Here is a 24,262-nt window from a genome sequence, read left to right as displayed (position 1 = left end):
GGCCCGGCCCCTTCCTCACCGCCCGGACGCCCGGGTGGACCTCAGTGCAGGTGCCGCTGCCAGTCGGCCGGGACGCGGTCCGCCGGACCGGGCGCCGGCTGCGTGACGGGGTGGTTGGCCGGCGGGGCCAGCTCCTGACCGTCCACGTAGGACTGGGTGCGGTAGTTCCAGAACCAGTCCTCGCCCGGCTCGAAGCTGCGGATCACGTCGTGGCCGCTGGCCCTGGCGTGCGCGTCGGCGTGCTGGGCCGGAGAGCTGTCGCAGCAGCCGATGTGGCCGCAGGTCGCGCACCGGCGCAGGTGGAACCACCAGCCGCCGGCGGCGTCGCAGTCCGCGCAGCCCACACCGCTGGGCGGGACGGTCGGGTCGATTCCCGGGGTGTCGGGCATGGTCATTCGGCAGCCTCCTCGGCGTCGGACTCCGTGGCGGTCAGCGGCAGCAGCACCCGGAAGCGGGTGTCGCCCGGTTCGGACTCGACCTGCAGGTCGCCGTGGTGCTTGTTGACCACGATGCGCCACGAGATGTCGAGGCCGAGGCCGGTGCCCTGGCCCACCGGCTTGGTGGTGAAGAAGGGCTCGAAGATCCGTTCGCGGATCTCCGCCGGGACCCCCGGACCGGTGTCCTGGAACTCCACGGCCAGCCTGCCGTGCTCGCGCCAGGTGCGCACGGTGAGCGTGCCGCTGCCGTCCATCGCCGACACGGCGTTGTCGATCAGGTTGGTCCACACCTGGTTCAGCTCGCCCGGGTAGGCCGGGATGCGCGGCAGCGCGTGGTCGAAGTCCTTGACCACGCTGACGCCGTCGCCGATCTTCCCGGCGAGCATCTGCAGGGTGCTGGAGAGCAGCTCGTGGATGTCGACCACCTGGTACGGCGCGCGGTCCAGCTGCGAGTACTGCCGTGCCGCGTTGACCAGACCGGAGATGCGGGTGGTGGAGTCCTCGATCTCGTTCATCAGCAGTTCGGTCTCGACCGTGTAGTTCAGCCAGCGCAGCGCGCTCTCCAGCAGCTCGCCCTCCACCGCGGCCGCGACCTGGTCGAGCCACTCCTCGTCCAGGCCGGCCTGCACGAACACCGGCGCCAGGTCCCAGCCGCCGGCGATGCCGTGGTCGTCGAGCCAGTCCGCGACGGCGTCCTCCTGGTCGGACGTCTCCAGGGGACTGAGCTCCTCGGCCTTGGCGACCCGTTCGGCGGCCCGCTCCTGGATGGCCACCAGCGAGTCCAGGTCGGCCTGCCGGTAGGGGCCGCCGGCCAGGATCTTCAGCTTGTGGCGCATCCCGGCGACCCGCTCGCGCAGCGCCGCGGTGGCCCGCAGCGCGGCCGCCGCCGGGTTGTTCAGCTCGTGGGTGAGGCCCGCCGACAGCGAGCCCAGCGCCAGCAGCCGCTCGCGCTGGTTGACCCGCTGCTGGAACGCCTGGTTGCCGAAGAACAGGCCCTCCAGCAGGTGCACGGCCATCGGGAACCACTCGTGCACGATCCGGGAGAACTCGTCGGACGACAGCAGGAAGAACCGCGAACGCTCGGTCACCCGCATCGAGTTGGTGTACAGCTGCGGCACCCGGTCACCCAGGTAGGCCTGGAACGCGCCCGCGTACACGCCTCGCTGGGAGGTGCGGGTGATCTCCACGTCATCGGCGCCGACCCGCCGGGAGGTGACGACGGTGCCGTCCAGCAGCACGTAGAAGCACGTCGCCGGGTCGCCCTCGGCGTACACCGGGCCCGGCTCGACCTCCTGGATCCGGCCGGCCTGGCACAGCTGGCCGAGCTGGTCGGCGGTGAGCTTCTCGAAGAGGAACAGCGTCCGCAGCTCGGACGGGTCGCAGGGCAGCGTCTTCGGGGTCACAGGCCCTCCAGGTAGCGGTGCACGAGCATCACGGCCATCGCGCCCTCGCCGACCGCGGAGGCCACCCGCTTCGCCGACTCCGACCGGACGTCGCCCGCCGCGAACACGCCGGGGACGCTGGTCTCCAGGTGGTAGGGCGGGCGGTCCGGCTCCCAGCCGGGCGGCCGGTGGCCCTCCCCGGACAGGTCCGGGCCGGTGAGGACGAAGCCGTGGTCGTCGCGCAGCACCACGCCCTCCAGCCACTCGGTGCGGGGCGCCGCCCCGATGAAGACGAACAGCCGCTGGGCGTCGACGAGTTCGGTCTGCCCGGACTCGCGGTCGCGCAGCGCCAGACCTTCCAGGTGGTCGCTGCCGTGCACCGCGGACACCTGGGTGCCGGTGCGGACGGTGATGGTGGGGATGGCGGCGATCTGCTGGATCAGATAGTGCGACATGGACGCCTCCAGCGACGCCCCGCGCACCAGCAGGGTCACCGACTTGGCGCCCCGGGACAGGTACACGGCCGCCTGTCCCGCGGAGTTGGCGCCGCCGACGATGTAGATGTCCTGGCCCTCGCAGCCCGCCGCCTCGGTGAGCGCCGAGCCGTAGAACACGCCGCGGCCGGTGAACTCGGCCATGCCGGGCACGTCCAGCAGGCGGTAGTTGACGCCGGTGGTGAGGATGACGCTCTGCGCCGAGACCGCCGAGCCGTCGGCGAAGCGGACGGTGCGGTTGGGGCCGTTGACCTCCAGCGCGGTGACCTCGCAGGCGGTGAGCAGCTCGGCGCCGAACCGGCTCGCCTGGCGGCGGGCCCGGTCGGTGAGCTGGGCGCCGGAGACACCGTCGGGGAAGCCGAGGTAGTTCTCGATGCGGGTGCTCTGCCCGGCCTGGCCGCCGGTCGCGGTGCGCTCCACCAGCACGGTGCGCAGCCCCTCGGAGGCCCCGTAGACGGCCGCGCCGAGACCGGCCGGCCCGGCGCCGATGACGACCAGGTCGTAGAAGTCCTCGGTGGGGCTGGTGGCCAGGCCCACCTGGGCCGCCAGTTCCTGGTCGGACGGCTCGACGAGCACCTCGCCGCCCGGGGCGATCACCAGCGGCAGCCGCATCCCGTCGTGTCCGGCCGCGTCCAGCAGCCGCTGGCCCTCGGCCTGGTCCGACAGGTACCAGCGGTACGGCACCTGGTTGCGGGCGAGGAACTCGCGGACGCCCGACGAGCGGGCCGACCAGCGGTGGCCGACGACCTTGGTCTCCGGCACCGGGCGGTGGTCGGAGTTCAGCCAGCTGTCCAGGAGGGCGTCGACCACCGGGTACAGCTTCTCCTCCGGCGGGTCCCACGGCTTGAGCAGGTAGTGGTCCAGGTCGACGACGTTGATCGCGTCGATCGCCGCGCCGGTGTCCGCGTAGGCGGTGAGCAGGATCCGCCGGGCGCCGGGGTGGACGTCCATCGCGCGTTCGAGGAACTCGATGCCGTTCATCTCCGGCATCCGGTAGTCCGCCAGGATGACCGCGACGAGGTCCCCGCGGAGCTTGATCTCCTTGAGCGCCTCGAGCGCCGAGTTCCCGGACTCGGCGCGGACGACGCGATAGCGCTCGCCGTACCGCCGGCGCAGGTCCCGTGCCACCGCGCGCGAGACCCCCGGGTCGTCGTCGACCGTGAGGAGCACGGCGCGGCGAGTGCTGTCCGGTGCTGTCATGGGCATCCCCGTCCCCAGTTGTGGCCTGCGCGGGGGTTTTCTCCAGGTGAAGGTGGCCGCGCACGTCCCCGGTTCAGCCTAGTGGGCAGGGGGAGGAGTCGCACGGGCGATGATTTCTGTCCGAATGGTTGCGGGTGCCAACGCCTGATGCCACACTCCCAGACGCAATCCAACGAATTCGCGCATCCCCCCACCTTGAAGCCTGAGTGTTCCCGGTGAGTGTCGGGGCTGTCGCAGAGCCCCACGGCGCCGGGCGCACCCCCGTGGAGGTCTCGCATGACAGCTCACCGCACAGGCAGCCGGGTCCTCCGGCGCTGCCTGGCGATAGGCGCCGCCCTCGCCCTTGTCCTCGGCCTGGGCGCCACCGCCGCGACCTACGCCGCCACCCCGCGGACGGCCCCGGCCGCCGCCGCGGCGCCGGCGGCCAAGCACACCGTCACCTATGACGGCTACTCGTTCATGATCGACGGCAAGCGCACGTACCTGTGGTCGGGGGAGTTCCACTACTTCCGCCTGCCGAGCCAGGACCTCTGGCGGGACGTGCTGGAGAAGATGAAGGCGGCCGGCTTCAACGCCGTCTCCCTCTACTTCGACTGGGGCTACCACTCGCCGGCTCCGGGGGTGTACGACTTCACCGGCGTCCGTGACGTCGACAAGCTCCTGGACATGGCCGACCAGCTGGGCATCTACGTGATCGCCCGCCCCGGCCCCTACATCAACGCCGAGGTGGACGGAGGCGGCTTCCCGGGCTGGCTGTCCACGAAGAAGGGGAACACCCGCACCAGTGACCCCGAGTACCTGAAGTACAGCGACGAGTGGCAGACCCAGATCGACCGGATCCTGGCCCGCCACCAGCTCACCGACGGCACCGGGTCGGTCATCGAGTACCAGGTCGAGAACGAGTACTACAACGGCAGCGCCGCGGGCCGCACCTACATGAAGCACCTGGAGGACAAGGCCACCGCCGACGGCATCACCGTGCCCCTGGTCGGCAACAACAACGGAACGTTCAACTCCGGTGACGCCGCGCTGGCGGTGGACGGCGCCGACTCCTACCCGCAGGGCTTCAACTGCAGCAACCCGACGAAGTGGAACGGTGTCCCGGACCTCAGCTACGACCACCCGGCCGGGAAGCCGCTGGAGACCGCCGAGTTCCAGGGCGGCGCCTTCGACCCGTGGGGCGGCCCCGGCTACGACAAGTGCGCGCAGCTGATCAACGACCAGTTCGCCGACGTGTTCTACAAGCAGAACATCGCGGTCGGCGCGACGTCGCAGAGCTTCTACATGACCTACGGCGGCACCAACTGGGGCTGGCTGGGCGAGCCGCAGAACTACACCTCCTATGACTACGGCGCCGCGATCCGGGAGAACCGGGAGCTGGACCCGAAGTACGACCAGGACAAGCTGATCGGCTACTTCACCCAGGCCGTCGCCCCGCTCACCAAGACCGACCCGCTGCCCGCGACGCCCACCGACAACGCGGCGATCGTGGACACCGCCCGGGTCAACACCGACACCGGCACCCAGTTCCACGTGCTGCGGCACGCCGACTCCACCTCGACCGGCACCGACAGCGCGCACCTCACCCTCGACCTCGGGGCGCACCCCGGCTACACCTACGACGACCGGGACGGCGCGCTCGCCTACACCGGCAGCTGGTCGCACGTCGGCTCCGAGCAGAACTACACCGGCGGCGACTACCAGCACACCGAGTCCTTCAGCAGCACCGCGGGTGACAGCGTCAGCGTCGGCTTCACCGGCACCGGCGTGAAGTGGATCAGCAACCTCGACGGCAACCACGGCACCGCGGACGTCTACCTGGACGGCACCAAGGTCAAGACCGTCGACCTGTACGCCGCGACCAAGCAGAACCAGTACGTGGCCTACCAGGCGAGCGGCCTCGCGTCCGGCGCACACACCCTGAAGATCGTAGCCACCGGCGCCAAGAACCCGTCGTCGACCGGCACGTTCGTGACCATCGACGCCATCGACGTGGCCACCGGCTCGGCGTCCACCGCCCCCGTCTACACGATCCCGCAGCAGCCCGGCACCTCGATCGGCCTCAACGGCCGGGAGAGCAAGATCATCGTGGCCGGCTACGACCTCGGCGGGAACCACCTGCAGTACTCCACCTCGGAGATCATGACCGACGCCACCATCGGCGGCCGGGACGTCGCCGTCCTCTACGGCGACCACGGCTCCGACGGCGAGACGGTCCTGAAGTACGCCACCAGGCCCACCGTCACCGCCACCGGCGGCACCGTCGCCTCCACCTGGGACGCGGCCACCGGCGACCTGCGCCTGAACTACAGCCACACCGGCCTGACCCGGGTGCAGATCAGCGGCGGTGGCCACCCGCTCCTGCTGCTGCTCGCCGACACCGCCACCGCCAAGACGTTCTGGCGGCAGGACACCGCCGCCGGACCGGTCCTGGTCCGCGGCACGCACCTGCTCCGCGGCGCGACCGCCGCGGGCGGGACCCTGGCGCTGACCGGCGACAACGGCACCGACCCCGGCATCGAGGTGTTCGCCGACGCGTCCACGGTCACGTGGAACGGCCGCACGCTGCACACCACGGCCACGCCCACCGGCAGCCTCACCGGCTCCGTCGCCACCGCCGCGCCGATCACCCTGCCGGCGCTCACCGGCTGGAAGCACGTCCAGGAGTCCCCTGAGTCCCAGCCGGGATTCGACGACTCCGGCTGGCAGGTGGCCGACAAGACCACCTCCAACAGCACCACCGGGCCGGGCAGCCTGCCCGTGCTGTTCGCCGACGACTACGGCTTCCACACCGGCAGCACCTGGTACCGCGGCCGGTTCACCGGCACCGGCACGGAGACCGGCGTCACCCTGTCCGCGCAGAGCGGCGGCCGCGCCGCCGCCTCATCGGTGTGGCTCAACGGCACCTTCCTCGGCAGCGCCACCGCCGACGGCCAGAAGACCTACACCTTCCCGGCCGGCCTGGTGAAGAACGGCGCCGACAACGTGCTGTCCGTCCTCACCGTCAACATGGGCCACGAGGAGGACTACAACGAGTCCAACGGCAACAAGGCCGCACGCGGTCTGACCGGCGCGGCCCTCACCGGCAACCCGCTGGGCACCATCACCTGGCGCCTGCAGGGCGTGCGCGGCGGCGAGACCCCGGTCGACACCGTCCGCGGGCCCCTCAACACCGGCGGCCTGTACGGCGAGCGGGCCGGGTACATGCTGCCCGGGTACCCCACCGAGGGCTGGACCCCGGTCACGCTGCCGGCGACCGACACCACCCCCGGCGTCTCCTGGTACACCACCCATGCCGCGCTCGACCTGCCCAAGGGGCAGGACACCTCGCTCGGCCTGACCCTCACCGACGACGCGTCCCGCAAGTACCGCGCCGAGCTGTACGTCAACGGCTGGGACGTCGGCAACTACGTCAACTACCTGGGTCCGCAGCACAGTTTCCCGGTGCCGAACGGCATCCTGAACCCCAACGGCGACAACACCATCGCCATCGCGGTCTGGAACCTCGACGGCTCCACCGGCGGGCTGGGCAAGGTCGCGCTGACCAACTACGGCAGCTACGCCTCGTCGCTCACCGTCGCGCAGAACGACAGCCCCCGGTACGACCCCGCGGCCTACCGGATGCCGAGCGCGCCGCGCTCCTCGGTGTCCCTGTCCGTGCCCGGATCGGTGGGCGCCGGGCAGCACTTCACCGCCACCGCGACCGTCGCGGTGCCGGCCGGCGCCCCGCCGGCCACGGCGGTGACCGCCGCCCTCGCCGCGCCCGACGGGTGGACCGTCGCCGGCGCGTCCACGCCGCCCTCCGTCAGCAAGATCGACGGCGGCACCTCGGCGACGTTCAGCTGGGACGTGACGGCGCCCCAGAACCCGGCCAAGACCAGCCCGCTCACCGCCACGGCCACCCTGCGGCAGGCGGGCGGGACGGCGAACCCGGCCGACACCCGGTTCGTCGGTTCGGTGCCCGCGGTGCCGCCGGCGGGCGACGACCAGGTCAGCGACCTGACGTTCCTGTCCGCCACCAACGGCTGGGGCCCGGTCGAACGGGACCAGAGCGTCGGCAACACCGCCGCGAACGACGGCACCCCGCTCAAGCTCGGCGGCACCACCTACGCCAAGGGCCTGGGCACCAACTCGCCCAGCGACGTGCAGATCTACGTGGGCGGAACGTGCAGCCGCTTCACCGCCACGGTCGGCGTCGACAACGGCGATCCGGGCACCGTGACCTTCTCCGTCGTGCTCGACGGCAAGGTGCTCACCACCACACCGGTGCTGAACGGCAAGTCCGCGCCCGTCGCCGTCGACGTGCCCGTCACCGGCGGGCAGGTGCTCGACCTGTCGGTCGGCGACGGAGGCGACGGCAACGGCAACGACCACGGCGACTGGGTCAACCCCGTGCTCACCTGCCAGGGCGCCGCGTAGGTCCTGCCGGACACGACCCCGGGTCCGGGCGAGCGTCCGGCCCCGCCGGCCAGGACCGGCCCTCACCGCCGTGCGCGGGACATCCGTCCCGTGCACGGCGGTTCGGCGTCCCCGGGTCCGCTCGCGGGCCCCGCGGGCCCGTCGCCTCCGGTGATCCGAGGTCCTACGAGACCGATAAAGTACGTGCGCGAGGTGGGAACCCGAGGCAACCTTCTCGCATCTCTTTTTCAAGGCCCGACGCCGGACACCGGCGGGCGGGCAGGGGGCGGGACCGGCCGGGGGCCGGAAGTGAGGGGGCTGCTGTGGCCTGGGATCCTACGGCCGGAGACGGCGAGAGAGCGCGCGACGACGCACCGGGGAACGACGCGCCGCGCGACGACGCACCGGGGAGCGCGGGTACGCCGGGGGGCGAACCGCCTTCCGGCGGTGCGGAGTTCGGACCCGCGCCGAGCGCGACGGGCGGGGCGTTCCCCGCGCCGGCCCTGCCGGGCGCCGCGCGGCCGCCGGCCGCACCGGCGGCCTTCGGCCCTCCGCCCGAGGCGGCCCCGCCGCAGCCGCCGGCCGCGGCGCCCGCCTTCGGCGCGGCTCCCACGCCGCCGCTGCCGCCCACCGCGCCGCCGGCTTACGGCGCGCCCGCCTTCGACTCTCCGCCCGCCCCGCCCGCCTTCGGTGCTCCGCCCGCCCTGTCCGCCTTCGGTGCGCCGGCCGGGCCGCCGCCCGCGCCGCCCGCGCCGCCGGCGCCGCCGAACGGCCTGCGCGCCGTCGCGGTCGCCCTGCTCAACCTCAGCGGCCTCGGCCTCGGCTATGCCCTGACCCGGCGCTGGCTCGCCATGGTCGCCTGCTGGGCCGCCACCGCCGCGCTGCTCTTCACCGCGCTGCCCGCCGACGCCGACGGCGTCTCCAGCGGCGCGCTCGCCGCCTACGGCGCGTTCCTGGTGCTGGCCGCCGTGCACGGCGGCGTGAAGGGCCACCGCACCCGGCTGCTGTGGCCGTCCCGGGCCCCCCTCGCCCTGCTGCTCGGACTGGTGCTGCTCGCCGCGCCCGCCGGTGCGGCCGTCGCCTACAACGGCGCGCAGGACGAGGCCACCCAGAAGATGCTGCTGGACCGGCTGGACAAGGCCGACCACCTCGTGGCGGCCGCCAAGGCCAAGCCGTTCGCGAAGGCCCAGCCCGACTACCGCAGCGCGCTGTCGACCTACCGCGACCTGAGCGAGAACCACGCGGGCTCCCGGGCCGCGAAGCACGTACCGGACCGGCTGACCGCGTACTACAAGACGGTGGGCGCGCCCTATGAGCAGAAGAAGTACTGCGACGCCATCGCGCCCCTGACGTACCTGCGCACCGTCCCGGCCTCGTTCGGCAGGACGGGTGTCGGCGCGCTGGCCGCATGGCCCGACGACCGGCTGGCGACGTCGCTGTACGAGTGCGGGGTGTCCGACCTCGCGAAGGACCCCGCGGCGTCCGGGGGCAGCGGCGACCACCTGAGCGAGCTGCTGACCATGTTCCCGCGCTCGCCCCAGGCCGCGAAGGTCGAGGCGGCCGTCCGGGCGCAGATCACGAGCACCGCCAGGGCAGTGCACGGCAACGACCCGTGCGGCACCACCGACCGGCTGCGGGCGCTGGCCACCAGGGCATCGGCGCTGCCCGGCGACAACGCCGGGATCACCGGAGCGCTGGCCAAGGACGCCCGGCAGGCCGGCGGCTACGTCGAGTCCGGCACCTACGCCTGCGGCGTGGACCAGTACCGGAGCGCCGAGTTCCGCAGCGCGGCGGACACCATGCAGGCCTTCGCCAAGAAGTACCCGCACGACACGCACCGGGCGCTCGCGCAGAAGATCGCCATCGCCGCGGAGATCGCCGAGACGGATCCGGCCGCCGGCCGCCGGATGCCGACCACCGCGTCCGGCGGCGGCATCCCGGTGACCATCAGCAACGACAGCCCCGAGCCGGTCGAGGTGCTGTACACCGGCCCGGTCACGGGCAGCTTCTCACTGCCGGGCTGCGGCAGCTGCCACCTGTACTCCAACGAGTCCACGGCCAGGTCCGCCGCGTGCAAGAGCGGCAGGACCTACCCGAAGAGGACCATCGAACTGCCGCCGGGCACGGTGTACTTCCTGCACAAGTCGGGCAAGAGCAGCACCACGCCCGGCAGCGACTCGGTCCCGCTGCGGTACGGCTACACCTACACCGAGTGCGCCTTCACCGTGCAGTCCGGGCTGAGCCTCTGACCCGCCCGCCGCGGGCCGGGGCCGAGGCCCCGGCCCTCCTGCTCACTCCGCGATGCCGCGGGTGAGCAGGACGACGGTGACGAACGTGCGGTAGAGCCGCAGCGGGTCGCCGTCCGTCATCGTCACGGTGACGGGGTCGCCGGCCACCGGCTCGACGCCGGCGATCCAGGTGGCCATCTCCGCGAGGTCGGGGTTGCGCATGCGGACGGTGAGCGTCGCCGGCAGGTCGATCCGCGGGGGCCGGGCGGACGCCAGTCCTGCCACGGCCCGCCGGGCGGCGTCCCGGATCACCTCGCGGGCGTCCTCGGGGTGCAGGCTGTCCGCGGCGAACCGGGAGACCGACGACTTGACCACGGCCGGGACCGCCTCCGGGCAGAACGGCGCGGCCTCGGCGGCGGTGGTCGCGTCGCCCGTGACGAGCAGCACCGGCACCCCGTGAGCCAGCGCGACCAGGGCGTTGATGCCGCTCTCCCCGGCCGGCACCCCGTTGAGCCGCACCTCGCTGATCGCCAGCGGGTTGTAGGTGTGCGAGAGCGTGGCCTGCGTGCCCGACATCGACCCGTGGTACGAGACGAAGAAGACGCCGTCGAAGGACGCGTCCAGCCCCTGCATCATGTACAGCGGCTTGTGACGGCCCGACAGGTAGCGCGCCCGGCCGGCCAGTTCGTCCGGACGCAGGTTGGCCATGGTGGAGTGCGAGTCGTTGACGAGGAAGCTGCCGGCGCCGCCGGCCTGCGCGCCCTCGATCGCGGCGTTGACCTCGGCCTGGAGCAGGGTGCGGTAGTAGGTGTACTCCGGCTGCCCCGGGCGGCACTGCGCCCAGTCGACGACTCCGGCCGTGCCCTCCATGTCGGAGGAGACGAAGATCCTCAGGGCCTTCTCCTGGCTGCTCACCGTGCTTCTCCGTTCGCTTGCCCGCCCACTCGGCGCGGGAGTGGACGCGCCGCCGTCCCCGGCCCGGCGGTCCGGTGTGCGTCGCTCACAGGACCACCCGCGGCCGGGACTCGGGCTCGGTCGAGGCCTCGGTCATCAGGACGTACACGCTGCCCTCCTGACCGGCCGCGCCGCCGTGGCGGCCGTCCGGGGTGAGGGCCAGCGCGCGCAGCTCGGAGCGGAACTCGTCGGGCAGCGTCGCCGCGTCGGCCAGCGCCGCCCGGCACGCCTCCGCCGGGTCCTGGCCGCCGGCGATCAGGTCCACGATGGTGCGGGCCGTGCCGCCGCGCATGCTCAGCTCGCCGCGGCCGGTGCACGCGGCGCCGCCGGCCCGCAGGTCGCACCAGTTGCCTGCGCCGGGCAGGGCGGAGTCGCCGACCCGGCCGGGGTACTTGTAGGGGTAGCCGGACGTCGACACCCCGACGCACATCTCGCCGGTGGCGTCCAGGGCGATGATGTTGATGGTGCCCCACGGCCCGTCGTGCGGCGCGAGCCTGCGGATCAGGGACAGCGCGCTCTCGCGGTAGCGCTGGTCGCCGTCGGTGGCCGCGGTGTTCTCGCCCTCGACCGCCTCCTTGGAGTCGGTGACCTGCTTGCGCCACTGCTCGCGCGAGGCGTCGGTGAGCAGGTCGGCCGTGGTGAACCCGCACTCCTCGGCGAACAGCGCGGCGCCCTCGCCGACCAGCAGGCTGTGCTGCGGCAGCCGCTCCAGCACGGCGCGGGCGACGGAGATCGGGTTGGGGTAGCCCTTGAGGGCCGCGACCGCGCCGAACTGCCTCCCCGAGCCGAGCATCAGCGAGGCGTCGAGCTCCACGACGCCCTGCGCGTTGGGCAGGCCCGCGGTCCCGACGTAGTGGTCGGCCGGGTTGTCCTCGCAGCGCCGCATCGCGGCCTCCACCGCGTCCAGGGCGGAGCCACCGCGGCGCAGCACCTCCATCCCGGCCGGCAGCCCGGCCTCGCTGCGCTCACTGCCGATGATCACCGGATCCGCCATGGTCCTCCTGTCCGAGTGCCGGCCGACGGGGTCCCCGCCGGCGCCGACCGGGAATACGTGTATCGCGCATGTTCCGGTGTGCGGCAGTCTCGCACCCCGCCCGCACCGCCGTACAGTCACGGTGTGTCACGATCTCCCCAAGATCGACGCCGGGAGTGACGCCGGGAGTGACGCCGGGAGTGACGCCGGGAGTGGCGCAGGGATCGGCGCCTGGATCGGGGACGGGAGTGACCGCCGGAGAAGCGCCCACGGGGCGGGAAGGCCAGTGGCGTGAGAAGGCCGGCGGTGCCGGAAGGCCGGCGGAACCAGGAGGGTCGGCCGCGCGAGGAGGGCCACGAGCGAGGCCCCCGGCCGGCGCGCCGCGCGGTGGCGGCGTCGCCGGCCGGGGGCCGGGCGGGGACGGGGGAGCTGCCCGCGGGGAGGGGCGGGTGCCTTCGGCCGCGGCTACTCGACCTCGACCCAGTCCAGGGTCCGGTCCACGGCCTTCTTCCAGCCGGCGTAGCCCGATTCGCGCTGCTCCTCGGTCCACTGGGGGTCCCAGCGCTTCGACTCGTGCCAGTGCTGGCGCAGTTCGTCGGTGTTCTGCCAGAAGCCCACGGCCAGACCCGCGGCGTAGGCGGCGCCGAGCGCGGTGGTCTCGGCGACCACCGGGCGGCTGACCGGGACGCCGAGCACGTCCGCCTGGGTCTGCATCGCCAGGTCGTTGGCGGTGACGCCGCCGTCGACCTTGAGCACGTCCAGGTGCACCCCGGAGTCCTGCTCCATCGCCACGACCACGTCGCGGCTCTGGTAGCAGATCGACTCCAGTGTGGCCCGGGCCAGGTGGCCGTTGTTGTGGTAGCGCGCGAGGCCGACGATGGCGCCGCGGGCGTCGGAGCGCCAGTACGGCGCGAACAGGCCGGAGAACGCCGGCACGAAGTAGATGCCGTCGCTGCCGTCGACCGTCTTGGCCAGCCGCTCGCTCTCGGCCGCGTCGGAGATGGCGTGCAGCTGGTCGCGCAGCCACTGCACCGCGGAGCCGGTGACCGCGATCGAGCCCTCCAGCGCGTACACCGCGGGCGCGTCACCGAACTTGTAGGCGACGGTGGTGATCAGGCCGTGCTCCGAACGCACCGCCTCCGTGCCGGTGTTGAGCAGCAGGAAGTTGCCGGTGCCGTAGGTGTTCTTGGCCTCGCCGGGGGCGAAGCAGACCTGGCCGACGGTCGCCGCCTGCTGGTCGCCGAGCACACCGGCGATGGGCACCGGGGCGCTGAGCGGCCGCGAGGTGCGGGTGGTGCCGAACGCCTCGGGGTGCGAGGACGGGTAGATCGTCGGCAGCATCGCCCTGGGGATGTTGAAGATGCTGAGCAGCTCGTCGTCCCAGTCCAGCGTCTCCAGGTCCATCAGCATGGTGCGGCTGGCGTTGGTGACGTCGGTGGCGTGGATGCCGCCGTTGGGGCCGCCGGTGAGGTTCCAGAGCACCCAGCAGTCGGTGGTGCCGAACAGCGCGTGGCCCTGCTCGGCCGCGGCGCGCACGCCCTCGACGTTCTCCAGGATCCACTTGATCTTGCCGCCGGAGAAGTACGTGGCCGGCGGCAGGCCGGCGCGGCGGCGGATCAGGTCGCCGTGGCCGTCGCGCTCCAGCGCCTTGGCGATGGAGTCGGTCCTGGTGTCCTGCCAGACGATCGCGTTGCCGTAGGGGCGGCCGGTGCGAGGGTCCCACACGACCGTGGTCTCGCGCTGGTTGGTGATGCCGATCGCGGCGAGGTCGCTGGCCTGGAGGCCGGCCGAGCGGACCGCGTTCTGGATGGCGACGTTGGTCCGCTCCCAGATCTCGATCGGGTCGTGCTCCACCCAGCCGGGTTTCGGCAGGTACTGGGTGTGCTCGAGCTGGTGCTTGGCCACCTCGTTGCCGTCGTGGTCGAAAATCATGAAGCGGCTGCTGGTGGTTCCTTGGTCCACCGCGCCGACGAAGTCCGCCATGCTGCTGCCTCTCGTGGAGGGAGCTCGCCCACGTCCCGCGCGGGCATGCTCCCGGGGAACGGTTGCGCCTGGTGCGTCAGGCCTCGGGTCCTGACTCACACGGAAACACGTCGTGTCCAGCGCGGCGCGCGGTGCTGGGCCGTACGGACGACCCGGTTTCCCCTGCGGTGCCCGGCCCGTGCGGGGAGAGGGGTGGTGCGCGGGGACGGGCCGGCCGCCCGCGGGGGAGCGGCCGGCCCGGTGCGCCGGACGGGGACCGGTTACCCGGCGGCCAGGAGGGCGCTGAGGGCGGACGCCTCGGTCCGCCAGTCGCTGACGTTCGGCGCCGACGACGTCCCGCCGCCCGCCCAGCGCTCGCCGAACCGGTCGAGGCTGTCGCGGTCGGCGTTCCACAGCGAGTTCGCCTGGGTGGTCGCGAAGGAGTGGTAGGCGTTGCCGGTCACCGCGTCCAGGTCCTGCAGGTACCGCATGAAGACGCCCTTGAACTGCTTGCCGTTGTCGTCGCAGCCGGAGGTAGCGGTGTCGCAGGGCTCGGTGAGCACGCCGTTGGTGACCAGCGCGGGGGAGGCGACGGCGGCGTCGGCCAGCCGCCTGGCGGTGGCCAGTGCCCCCGCGTCGCCCGTGGCGCGCCAGATCTCCACGCCCGCGCCGATGGCCAGCCCCTGGTTGTAGCTCCACACGGTCTGGCCGTTGTTGGCGCACGACCCCGTCAGGCCGTCGTTGACCAGGCCGGAGGAGTTGATCAGGCCGCTGGACGTGAACCAGTTCCAGGCGGTCGTCGCCCGGCCCAGCCACAGCGTGTCGCCGCTCATCCGGTTGTGCAGCTCGGCCGTCAGCCGCACCCACAGCCCGTTGGTGACCGCGTTCTTGTACGTCCGCTCCCGGTCCCACCACACCCCGCCGCCGCAGGTGCTGGTGTCCCACAGACCGTTGACGTAGTTCGCGATGGTGACGGCCTCGTCGAGGTAGCGCGCGTCATGGGTGAGGTCGTAGGCGTCGAGCCAGGCCAGCGCCCACCACTCGGAGTCGTCGGTGGCGCGGCTGATGAAGTCGCCCTCGATCGGGTCGGAGCTGCGGGCGCCGGCCGGGAAGGCCACCCGGTCGACCTGGTAGGTGCGGTCGACGATCCAGGAGTACCGCGTGTCGCCGGTCTGCCGCATGTAGTCCACGACGGTGGCGAGCGCGACCGCCGAGTTCCACCAACTGGACGGCCAGTAGGCGGTGTTCGGGTCGTAGGAGTACATCAGGGCGTCCGCGGCGGCCGCGGGACGGCTCACCGCGGGCCGGGCCCAGGCGGTGCAGCTGCCGTTCTGCCCCTCGACGGCGCGGCCGCAGGCCCGCACCGCGCCTCCGTACAACCTGCCCAGCGGGTCGTCGGTGTTGATCCTCGCAGTGGCGGTCGCACTGCCGCCGGACGGCACGCTGGTGCGGCCCAGCGAGGAGCCGTCCGGCCAGTCGGCGCCGCTGTCCCAGGACCGGTCGAGCCACACCTCGTCGCCGGCCCTGCCCGCGGCGATCGTCGCCCACGCCATGCCCGAGGAGTCGGTGTGCAGGGCGATGGTCCGGCCGCTCAGCGTGGTGGGGGCGACCGGCTGGCTGTCGCCGCCGGCCGTGCCGGCCCCGTCGCACGCCGCCGCGCAGACCTTCAGGTGAGCCCACTGCGTGCAGCTGACGCCCGCGCCGTCGCCGCAGGCGCGCAGCACGGCACGGCGGTGGTTCGACGGGTCGTAGAGGTTGTACATCAGGGTGCGGGTCCCGGTCCACGTCGACGGGATCCACGCCTTCCCGAGCAGGCCGTCCCAGGTGGCGCCGCCGTCCCAGGAGCGGTCCAGCCACACCGAGTCGTTGAGCAGGCCGTCGTCGATGCTCGCCCAGGCCATTCCCGTCACGTCGTCCACGTGCAGCTCGACGACGCGCCCGTTGACCACCACGTTCGGCACCGGGAAGGTCTCCTGGGCCGCCTTCGAGGGATCGAGGGTGTCGCAGGCCAGCGCGCACACCGTGGCCGAAGCCTGCGGGGCCGCCCCGGCGGCGGGCCCGGAGGCCGCGGCGCGGGGCGCCGGCGCCACCAGCAGGAGCAGGGCCGTCAGCAGCGCGCACCACAGCGCCGCCGGCGGTAACGAGGACGATCGGGTCCGTGACGCTGCAGTCCGCCGTAACGCCGGTATCCGCACGGTGCCCCCTTCAGGCCGTCAACTCCGTTGCTTTCCAACGTTGTACGGCACATTGAGACACCGTTGTCATGTTCAGTCAAGACTTTGCTCAGGGGTGCGGAACGCCCCCCCGGCGGGGGAAGCGCCGCGCCCCGGACAGCGGTCGGCGGACCGGTCCGGGGCGCGGGCGGCGGGACCTCAGGAGGAGGCCAGGCTCTTCTCGGGCAGGTGCAGCGCCCGCAGGATGCCCTCGACGCTCTGCTTGGCGTCGCCGAACAGCATCCGGCTGTTGTCCCGGAAGAACAGCGGGTTCTGGACGCCGGCGTAGCCGGACGCCATCGACCGCTTGAAGACGATGACCGTCTCGGACTCCCACACCCGCAGCACCGGCATGCCGGCGATCGGGCTGCCCGGGTCGTCCATCGCGGCCGGGTTGACCGTGTCGTTGGCGCCGATGACCAGCACCACCGACGTGGCGGCGAAGTCCTCGTTGATCTCGTCCATCTCCAGCACCACGTCGTACGGCACGTTGGCCTCGGCCAGCAGCACGTTCATGTGGCCCGGCAGCCGCCCCGCCACCGGGTGCACGCCGAACCTGACGTCGACGCCCCGCTCCCGCAGCACCCGGGTCAGCTCCGCCACCGGATGCTGGGCCTGCGCCACCGCCATCCCGTACCCGGGCGTGATGATCACCGAGGTGGCGCTCTCCAGCAGTTCGGCCGCCTCCTCGGCGGTCGTCTCCCGGTGCTCCCCGGTCTCCCCGTCCCCGCCGGAAGGCGCCTCGATGCCGAAGCCGCCGGCGATGACCGAGACGAACGAGCGGTTCATCGCCTTGCACATGATGTACGACAGGTACGCACCGGAGGAGCCGACGAGCGCGCCGGTGACGATCAGCAGGTTGTTGTCGAGCAGGAACCCGGCGGCCGCGGCCGCCCAGCCCGAGTAGCTGTTGAGCATCGAGACCACGACCGGCATGTCGCCGCCGCCGATCGAGGCGACCAGGTGCCAGCCCAGGGCCAGCGCGACCAGCGTCACGGCGATCATCAGGCCGAGGCCGGGGCTCGCCACGAACCAGACCGTCAGCCCGACGAACACCCCCAGGGCACCCAGGTTGAGGGCGTTCTTGCCCGGCAGCATCAGCGGGCTCGACTTGATCCGCGCGGACAGCTTCAGGAACGCGATGATGGACCCGGTGAAGGTGACCGCGCCGATGAAGATGCCGATGAAGACCTCGGCGTGGTGAATCCGCAGCAGGTTCGAGGCGATCTCGGTCTGCGCGGAGCCGCGGGCCTCGACGTCCAGGTAGCTGTTCCAGCCCACCAGCACCGCGGACAGGCCGACGAAGCTGTGCAGCATGGCGATCAGCTCCGGCATCCCGGTCATCTCCACGACCCGGGCCCGCCACAGGCCGATCCCGGCGCCGACCGCCATCGCCACGAGGATCAGGAGGACCGCGCCGCCGGAGATGTGCCGTCCGGCGAACACGATGGTGGCGAGCAGGGCGAGCGCCATGCCGCAGATGCCGAACACCACCCCGGCCCGCGAGGTGCGGTGCTGGGAGAGCCCGGCGAGGCTGAGGATGAACAGCAGCGCGGCGACGACGTCCGCGGCCTGCATGGCTGTGCTTGCGTCCATGGCTTCCCCTCAGCCCTTCGTGAACATGCTGAGCATGCGGCGGGTGACGGCGAAACCGCCGAAGATGTTGATGCTGGTCAGCAGGATCGCCGCGAACGCCAGCACGGAGACGGCGACCCGGTCGTGGCCGAACTGCAGCAGGGCCCCGACGATCACGATGCCCGAGATGGCGTTGGTCACCGACATCAGCGGCGTGTGCAGGGCGTGGTGCACCTTGCCGATGACGTAGTAGCCGATGACCACGGCCAGCACGAAGACCGTGAAGTTCCCGACCAGTTGGGCCGGGGAGAAGGCGATCAGCAGGAACAGGGCGGCCATGCCGGCACCGATCAGCCCGAACCGGGCGGCCGGGGTCAGCCCCTTCTTCTCCGGCGCCGGAGCGGCGGCCGCCGCCAGCGCGGGGGCGGGCGCGGCCGACACCTTGACGGGGGGTGGCGGCCAGGTCTTCTCGCCGTCGCGCACGACCGTCACCGAGCGCTGCACCACGTCGTCGAAGTCGAGCACCAGCTGCCCGTCCTTGCCCGGTGTGAGCAGCTTCAGCAGGTTGACGAGGTTGGTGCCGTACAGCTGCGACGCCTGGGCCGGCAGCCGGCCGGCCAGGTCGGTGTAGCCGATGATGGTGACGCCGTTCTCGGTGACCACCGCGCGGCCGGCGACCGTGCCCGCCACGTTGCCGCCCTGCGCGGCGGCCATGTCGACGATGACGCTGCCCGGCTTCATCGCCGCCACGTCCTCGGCCGTGACCAGCCGCGGCGCGGGACGGCCCGGGATCAGCGCGGTGGTGATGATGACATCGACGTCGGCGGCCTGCTCGTGGTAGATCTCCGCGGCCCGCCGGTCGTAGTCCTCCGACGTCGCCTTGGCGTAGCCGTCGGTGCTCTCCTCCTGTGCCACCTCCACCGCGAGGAACTCCCCGCCCAGCGAGCGCACCTGGTCGGCGACCTCGGGGCGCGGGTCGGTGGCCCGCACCACCGCGCCCAGGCTGCCGGCCGCGCCGATCGCCGCGAGCCCGGCCACGCCGGCGCCGGCCACCAGCACCTTGGCGGGCGGTACCTTGCCGGCCGCCGTCACCTGGCCGGTGAAGAAGCGCCCGAAGACGTGTGCGGCCTCGATGACCGCCCGGTACCCGGCGATGTTGGCCATCGAGCTGAGGACGTCCATCGACTGGGCCCGCGAGATACGCGGCACCGCGTCCATCGCGAGCACGGTGATGGGCCGCGCGGCCAGCTCCTCGACGAGCTCGGGCGACTGGCCGGCACCGATCAGCCCGATCAGGGTGGCGCCCTCGCGCAGCCGCGCGATCTCCTCGTGCGAGGGCGCGTTGACCTTCAGGACGACGTCCGCCTGCCAGGCGTCGGCCACTTGGGCGCCGGCCTCGCCGTAGGCGTCGTCGGAGAAACCGGAGGCCGTGCCGGCCCCCGACTCGACGACCACCTCGTAGCCGAGCGCGAGGAGCTGCTTGACGGTCTGCGGCGTGGCCGCCACGCGGGTCTCCCCGGTTCCGGACTCCGCGACGACGCCGATCTGCTGTGCTGCTGCTTCAGACATCGTGATCCCCTCTCACCTGGTGATGGGACGACGAACAGGAACATCGGTCGTTAGGACGAACAGACGTGAACAGAAGTGGGCTGACATGGGGTGACGTGGGCTGACACGAACGGAGGTGGACATCGGTGGTCGACAGGCAGGGACAACGATCCGGGGCGGCCGGTGGGTTGCGGGCCGTCCCCCAAGAATGTGGAGGAGCGCCCCGCGCCACACAAGCAGCCCCGGATGTGGTCTGCCGCACCCTATGGGGCTCCGGCGCCCGTGCGACAGGCCCTGATCCGCGCATGATCGCCCGGTCGAGGCCGCACGAAGGCCCGGGGTCCGCCGCAGTGGCGGACCCCGGGCCGGGGATCGGCGAGCGGGACGGCGCTCGGTCGGGCGCGTCCGAACGGACTACTGCAGACCGTTGGCCTTGCACGCCTGGGCGAACTCCGCGGTGCAGATCTGCGCGATGGTGTACATCCCGTCCTTGACCACGGTGTCCTTGATGTTGGCCGTCGTCACCGAGACCGCGGTGAGCAGCTTGGCCGGCACGTTCTGCCCCGATCCGCTGGTCGCGGTCGTGTCGGCCACGGACGTGACGGCCTTGCCCTGCAGCAGGTCCACGGCGATCTCGGCGGTGGCGTCCGCCTCCGGCTTGTACGCCTTGTAGACGGTGGCGGACTGGCTGCCGGCCAGGATGCGCTCGATGGCGGCGAGGTCGGCGTCCTGCCCGGTGAGCGGCACGTGCAGCCCGGCGCCCTTGAGGGCGGTGGCGATGCCGCCGGCCATCGTGTCGTTGGCGGAGTACACGCCGACGATGTTCTTCGCGCCGATGGAGGTGATCGCCGCGGTCACCTTCTGGTTGGCGACGGTGTCCTTCCACTGGCCGCTCTGCTCGTAGGCGATGTCGACCTTGCCGTCGAGGACCTTGTGGGCACCGGCCTTGAACTGCGCGGCGTTCGGGTCGGCGTCGTCGCCGTTGATCATCACGATCTTGGACTGCGGAGTGGCCTTGGCCCCGAGCGCGTCCAGCAGCGCCTGGCCCTGCAGCTCACCGACCTTCTCGTTGTCGTACGACACGTACGCCGACACCGGGCCCTGCGCGAGCCGGTCGTAGGCCACCACCTTGATGCCCTTGTCGACCGCGGCCTGTACCGAGGACTTGACGCCGACCGAGTCCTGCGCGTCCAGGATGAGCACCTTGACACCCCTGGTGATCATGCTGTTCACCTGCTGTGCCTGCTTGGACGCGTCACCGGTGGCGTTGGCGTAGGTCACCGTGCAGTCCGCGCACAGCTCCTTGATCTTGGCTTCCATGAGCGGTCGGTCGAACCGCTCGTACCGGGCGGTGACCGTGTCCGGCAGCAGGATGCCGATCGCCTTTCCGGAGCCCGCGGAATCGGACTTCTTGTCGCCGGCCTTGCCGCACGCGGCCAGTGCCAGTGCCATCGACACCACGGCCGTCCCCACGATCACACGACGCCTCAACGCGGTCATCGAACGCTGCCTCCCGGGACAGGGCCGCAACACCACGGCCCAAGTGACGGCGAGTCAATCGGCACGGCCGCCCGCGCGTCAATAAGCCGACAGCACGAGAATTGCCTCCTGCCGGACTCGAACGCGCTCCCGAGGTGGAGTTGCCCCGCCCCGGAGTGCCGGTTCGTCAAATAGTGCGCCACGGTGTCCGAAAGGCGCACGGGGGATACGGTCAAAGTCGGAGGTTCCCCGAGGGCGGGGTCCCCAGGAGTGCGACGTCCCCGAAGGGTGCCGCCGCGTGCGGACCCGCGGCCCGCACGCGGTGCGACCCGGACCTCCGGACCTCCCGCGGGTCAGAACCAGTGGACGGTGTGCGGGGTCCGCTCGCTGCGGAACACCGCGTCCGCGAGGGCCAGGGCACGCGGGTCGCGGGCGCCGACGCGTCCGGCCTCGGCGAGCGTCGAGGGCGGCGTGCCGCCGAGCAGGACCGAGCCCAGGTCACTGACGTCCATGCGGAGGTCCGGCTCGTCGCCGGTGCGCTCGCACACCGCCGTGCCGCCTTCGACGGTCAGCGCGTAGCGCCCGGCGACCTCGGTGCGGACGGTGTCCGCGACCTCCAGGACGAGCCGGCCGTCCACGGGATACGTACGGGAGGCGAGGGCGCGGGGCACGTCCAGGACCCGCACCCACAGCCAGTCGGTGTCCCGGGTCAGCGCCGCCGCCCGGTGGTCCTCCAGCAGCCAGCGCAGCCAGCTCTGCCGCGGCAGGGACTTGAGGGCGACCTCGCTCACCAGGTCGTGGCCGGTGAGGAAGTGGAACAGCGCCACGTAGGCGTCGCGGTTCGCGGCGACCAACTCGTCGACGGACAGCGTCCGGCCGCCCGTCACCGGGTCGACGGCGCCGACCACGTAGCTCGCGTACCCGTCGGCGACGCCCTCCTCGTCGTGGTGGAGGGCGATGAGGCGCTTGGTGAGTGCCACCGGCGGCTGGCCCGCACCGGTTCGCCAGGACCCGGCGGGGCGGGACAGCGCGCCGGGCTGGGTACGCCGGTAGGCGTCGTAGACGGACGCGAGCTCGTCGCCGCACTCCGCACGCTGCAGCACGCTGACCGACCCGGTGGGCGCGGGACCGGACAGCCGGGCGCGGTGCCGCGGCAGCGTCAGCCGCTGGGCGAACGTCGCGGGGCCGTAGCCGAACCGCCGGTAGATCACCGACTCCGACGACAGCAGTACGGCCATGCACTCGCCGCGGGCCACGACGTCGTCCAGCTGCCGGTGCATCAGGGCTGTGAGGAGGCCGCGTCGCCGGTGCGAGGGCAGTACGCCGACCGCCGTGACTCCGGCGACCGGCACCAGGGCGCCGCCGGGCATGGTGAGTTCGAAGGTGTACGCGCCGGCCGTCGCCACGATCCGGCCGTCGTCGCCCTCCGCCACCAGGCCGCGGTCCATCTCGAAGCCCGACCACCAGGCCCCCTCGCCCTCCGCGGGGGTCTCGGCGGTATTGCCGAACGCGGCGAGCACCGTGGTGACGTAACGTTCGCGGTCGGCCTCGCGCGTGGCGCGGATCTGCATGGCGGGTCCCTTCGGGGCAGGCGGCGGGCGACCCCCCAGTCTCGGGCTCCGGCCGGCGCTCCGGCCACCGGGTTTCCCGGCCTCGCCGTCCCCGGCCCGCAGGTGGCTTCGCCGGGCCGCCCGCGCGCCGCGCCGCGCGCCGGACGGCGAGCGGTCAGTCCGCGGCCGCGCGGTCGCGGTACCGGGCGGCCTTCGCGTTGTTGCCGCAGCGCCGCATGGAGCACCAGCGGCGCCGCCGTCCCGGTGTCGAGTCGAGGTAGAGCATGCGGCACTCGGACGCCCCGCACTCGCGCAGCCCCGCGCGGCGCTCCGGGTCGGCCATCAGGGAGATCAGGTCGCGGGCCAGCACCGACAGCAGCTGCCGCCCGGTCAGCTCCGGCCGCTCCACCACCACGCCGTCCGGCCCCGCGTCCAGGCGCGGCGCCGGCGGCTCCCGGTGCGCGCACTCGTTGACGAGCGCGACCGACGGCAGCGCGGGGGGAGTGCCGTGCAGGTCCGTGCGGGCGACGTCGTACAGTGCCGCGCGCAGCAGCCGCAGCTCACCGAGGAGGACCTCGGTGGCCTCCTCGGGCGCCAGCCGCAGCGAGACGCCGTGGCACCACGCCCGCAGCCGGTCGGGGCCGTCCAGGCGCTCGACCGGGGACCCGTGGCGCCTGCCGAGGGTGGCGACGAGGTCGAGGGCCGGGCTGCCGCCGTCGAAGCGCAGGTCGCGCACCCGGTCGGTGACACGGGGCGCCGGGCGCGGGGCGCTGTCCGTGATGCGCTCGGGAGCGCCGCCGGAGGTGCCCTCCGGGCGCGACCCGCCGTCGGCCGTGCGGGGCGCCGGCACCGCGGACTCCGCCGGTGTCATCTCCCGCACCCGTGACCGCGATAACCGCTGGGACGGTTAGGCATCGATGCCGGCCGGGGTGCCCATGACGTACGGGGAGAGGATGTCGGCGACCGCCTGGTTGCGCGGCACCGGCACGCCCAGCTCGCCGCCGAGCTCGGCCACCGCGCCGCTGAGCCACGGCAGTTCGAGGCGGTTGCCGCGCCTGAGGTCGGTGAACATCGAGGCCGCCATGCCCGCCGGCAGGGTGTCGCAGAACGCCAGCCGCTCGTCCGCGAGTCCCGGGTCCAGGTCCACGCCCCTGGCCCGGCCGACCGCGGCCGCCTCCCGCATCACGTCGAGCAGCAGCGCACGCGAGCCGGGCGTGCCCCGCACCACCCCGATGGGCTGACGCACCGCGGACGTCGCGGCGGACAGGCCCACCAGGAACACGAACTTCTCCCAGATCACCCGCTCGACGTCCGCGCTCACCTCGGCCTCGACGCCCGCCGCGGCGCACCGGTCGAGCAACGCGCCTGCGCGCAGCGACGGTTCGGCGGCGCGCGCCCCGAACTCGCCGAACACCAGCTTCTGCAGGGACCCGTTGTGGCGGACGACGCCCGGCTCCTCGATGAAGGCCGAGATGTAGCAGACGCCGCCCATCACCGACGACTCCGGCAGATGGGCCCGCAGCACGTCGTCCTTGCGCACCCCGTTCTGCAGCGAGACCACCGCAGCGCCGCCCTCGGCCAGCGGCCGCAACTGCCGGGCCACGTCCTCGGTGTCCCACAGCTTGACCGCGACCAGCACCACGTCGGCCGCCTCGACGTCCGCGATCGTGGGCACCACGGCGTCGGGCGCCACCCGCAGGTCGCCCAGCGGGCTGCGCACGGTCAGCCCGCCGGCCCGGATCGCCTCCAGGTGGGCGCCGCGGGCGACGAAGGTGACCTCGTCCCCTCCGGCTGCCAGCCGCGCTCCGAAGTACCCGCCGACGCCACCCGCTCCGACGACCGCGATCCGCATGGCGACCCCTGTCCCTT

General features: G+C 72.7%; 15 protein-coding genes. 2 read left to right on the top strand and 13 right to left on the bottom strand.

Translation table 11 applies throughout. The annotated features are described in order from the left end of the window. Positions 1-41: 41 nt before the first annotated feature. From BMW99_RS22865 to BMW99_RS22855, 3 genes are read right to left on the bottom strand one after another with little or no spacing between them, the layout of a single operon-like run. Positions 42-389 carry a UBP-type zinc finger domain-containing protein gene (locus tag BMW99_RS22865; protein ID WP_069463932.1) on the bottom strand — a complete coding sequence of 116 codons (348 nt, stop codon included), beginning with the start codon at positions 387-389 and terminating at the stop codon, positions 42-44. A gap of 2 nt (positions 390-391) precedes the next feature. Beyond that, positions 392-1,840 carry an ATP-binding protein gene (locus BMW99_RS22860; RefSeq protein WP_069463929.1) on the bottom strand — a complete coding sequence of 483 codons (1,449 nt, stop codon included), beginning with the start codon at positions 1,838-1,840 and terminating at the stop codon, positions 392-394. Next, the gene (locus tag BMW99_RS22855; RefSeq protein WP_075017437.1) at positions 1,837-3,513 is read right to left on the bottom strand and encodes an FAD-dependent oxidoreductase; all 1,677 of its coding nucleotides are present in this window, start codon (positions 3,511-3,513) and stop codon (positions 1,837-1,839) included. Before BMW99_RS22855 ends, BMW99_RS22860 begins: the two co-directional genes overlap by 4 nt. Positions 3,514-3,789: 276 nt before the next feature. On the opposite strand from BMW99_RS22855, the gene BMW99_RS22850 reads away from it, so the two are divergent. After that, positions 3,790-7,932: a beta-galactosidase gene (locus tag BMW99_RS22850; protein WP_069466431.1), complete on the top strand. Its 4,143-nt coding sequence runs from the start codon at positions 3,790-3,792 to the stop codon at positions 7,930-7,932. A 302-nt stretch (positions 7,933-8,234) separates the two neighbouring features. Beyond that, entirely contained in the window at positions 8,235-10,160 is a 1,926-nt protein-coding gene (locus tag BMW99_RS22845; RefSeq protein ID WP_322900213.1) for a hypothetical protein, read from the top strand. Between the two features lie 42 nt (positions 10,161-10,202). Here BMW99_RS22845 and BMW99_RS22840 read toward each other — a convergent pair whose 3' ends face one another. From BMW99_RS22840 to BMW99_RS22795, 10 genes are all read right to left on the bottom strand, one after another. After that, the gene (locus BMW99_RS22840) at positions 10,203-11,054 is read right to left on the bottom strand and encodes a M55 family metallopeptidase (RefSeq protein ID WP_245791589.1); all 852 of its coding nucleotides are present in this window, start codon (positions 11,052-11,054) and stop codon (positions 10,203-10,205) included. 85 nt (positions 11,055-11,139) lie between these two features. Next, entirely contained in the window at positions 11,140-12,087 is a 948-nt protein-coding gene (locus tag BMW99_RS22835) for a N(4)-(beta-N-acetylglucosaminyl)-L-asparaginase (RefSeq protein ID WP_069463864.1), read from the bottom strand. A gap of 444 nt (positions 12,088-12,531) precedes the next feature. Beyond that, positions 12,532-14,049 carry a glycerol kinase GlpK gene (gene glpK / locus BMW99_RS22830; RefSeq protein ID WP_075017436.1) on the bottom strand — a complete coding sequence of 506 codons (1,518 nt, stop codon included), beginning with the start codon at positions 14,047-14,049 and terminating at the stop codon, positions 12,532-12,534. 260 nt (positions 14,050-14,309) lie between these two features. Continuing rightward, positions 14,310-16,118, bottom strand: coding sequence for a glycoside hydrolase family 76 protein (locus BMW99_RS22825; RefSeq protein ID WP_322899521.1), 1,809 nt, complete (start codon positions 16,116-16,118; stop codon positions 14,310-14,312). Positions 16,119-16,400: 282 nt separating this feature from the next. Further along, the gene (pntB, locus tag BMW99_RS22820) at positions 16,401-17,837 is read right to left on the bottom strand and encodes a Re/Si-specific NAD(P)(+) transhydrogenase subunit beta (RefSeq protein WP_069462168.1); all 1,437 of its coding nucleotides are present in this window, start codon (positions 17,835-17,837) and stop codon (positions 16,401-16,403) included. A gap of 9 nt (positions 17,838-17,846) precedes the next feature. Continuing rightward, positions 17,847-19,385 carry a Re/Si-specific NAD(P)(+) transhydrogenase subunit alpha gene (locus BMW99_RS22815; RefSeq protein WP_107451447.1) on the bottom strand — a complete coding sequence of 513 codons (1,539 nt, stop codon included), beginning with the start codon at positions 19,383-19,385 and terminating at the stop codon, positions 17,847-17,849. A gap of 393 nt (positions 19,386-19,778) precedes the next feature. Beyond that, positions 19,779-20,864, bottom strand: a complete 1,086-nt coding sequence (locus BMW99_RS22810; RefSeq protein ID WP_069462166.1) for a sugar ABC transporter substrate-binding protein — start codon at positions 20,862-20,864, stop codon at positions 19,779-19,781. A 332-nt stretch (positions 20,865-21,196) separates the two neighbouring features. Then, complete coding sequence (locus tag BMW99_RS22805; RefSeq protein WP_069462165.1) at positions 21,197-22,414, bottom strand: GNAT family N-acetyltransferase; 1,218 nt, start codon at positions 22,412-22,414, stop codon at positions 21,197-21,199. Between the two features lie 154 nt (positions 22,415-22,568). Then, positions 22,569-23,264 (bottom strand): CGNR zinc finger domain-containing protein, encoded by a 696-nt coding sequence (locus tag BMW99_RS22800; RefSeq protein WP_079138199.1) that lies wholly within the window; start codon positions 23,262-23,264, stop codon positions 22,569-22,571. Positions 23,265-23,300: 36 nt separating this feature from the next. Then, positions 23,301-24,245: a ketopantoate reductase family protein gene (locus BMW99_RS22795; protein ID WP_069462164.1), complete on the bottom strand. Its 945-nt coding sequence runs from the start codon at positions 24,243-24,245 to the stop codon at positions 23,301-23,303. Positions 24,246-24,262: the final 17 nt, after the last annotated feature.

This window comes from Actinacidiphila rubida, assembly GCF_900110255.1.
GTDB classification, from domain to species: domain Bacteria; phylum Actinomycetota; class Actinomycetes; order Streptomycetales; family Streptomycetaceae; genus Actinacidiphila; species Actinacidiphila rubida.
This window is presented reverse-complemented; position numbering and strand designations above follow the sequence as displayed.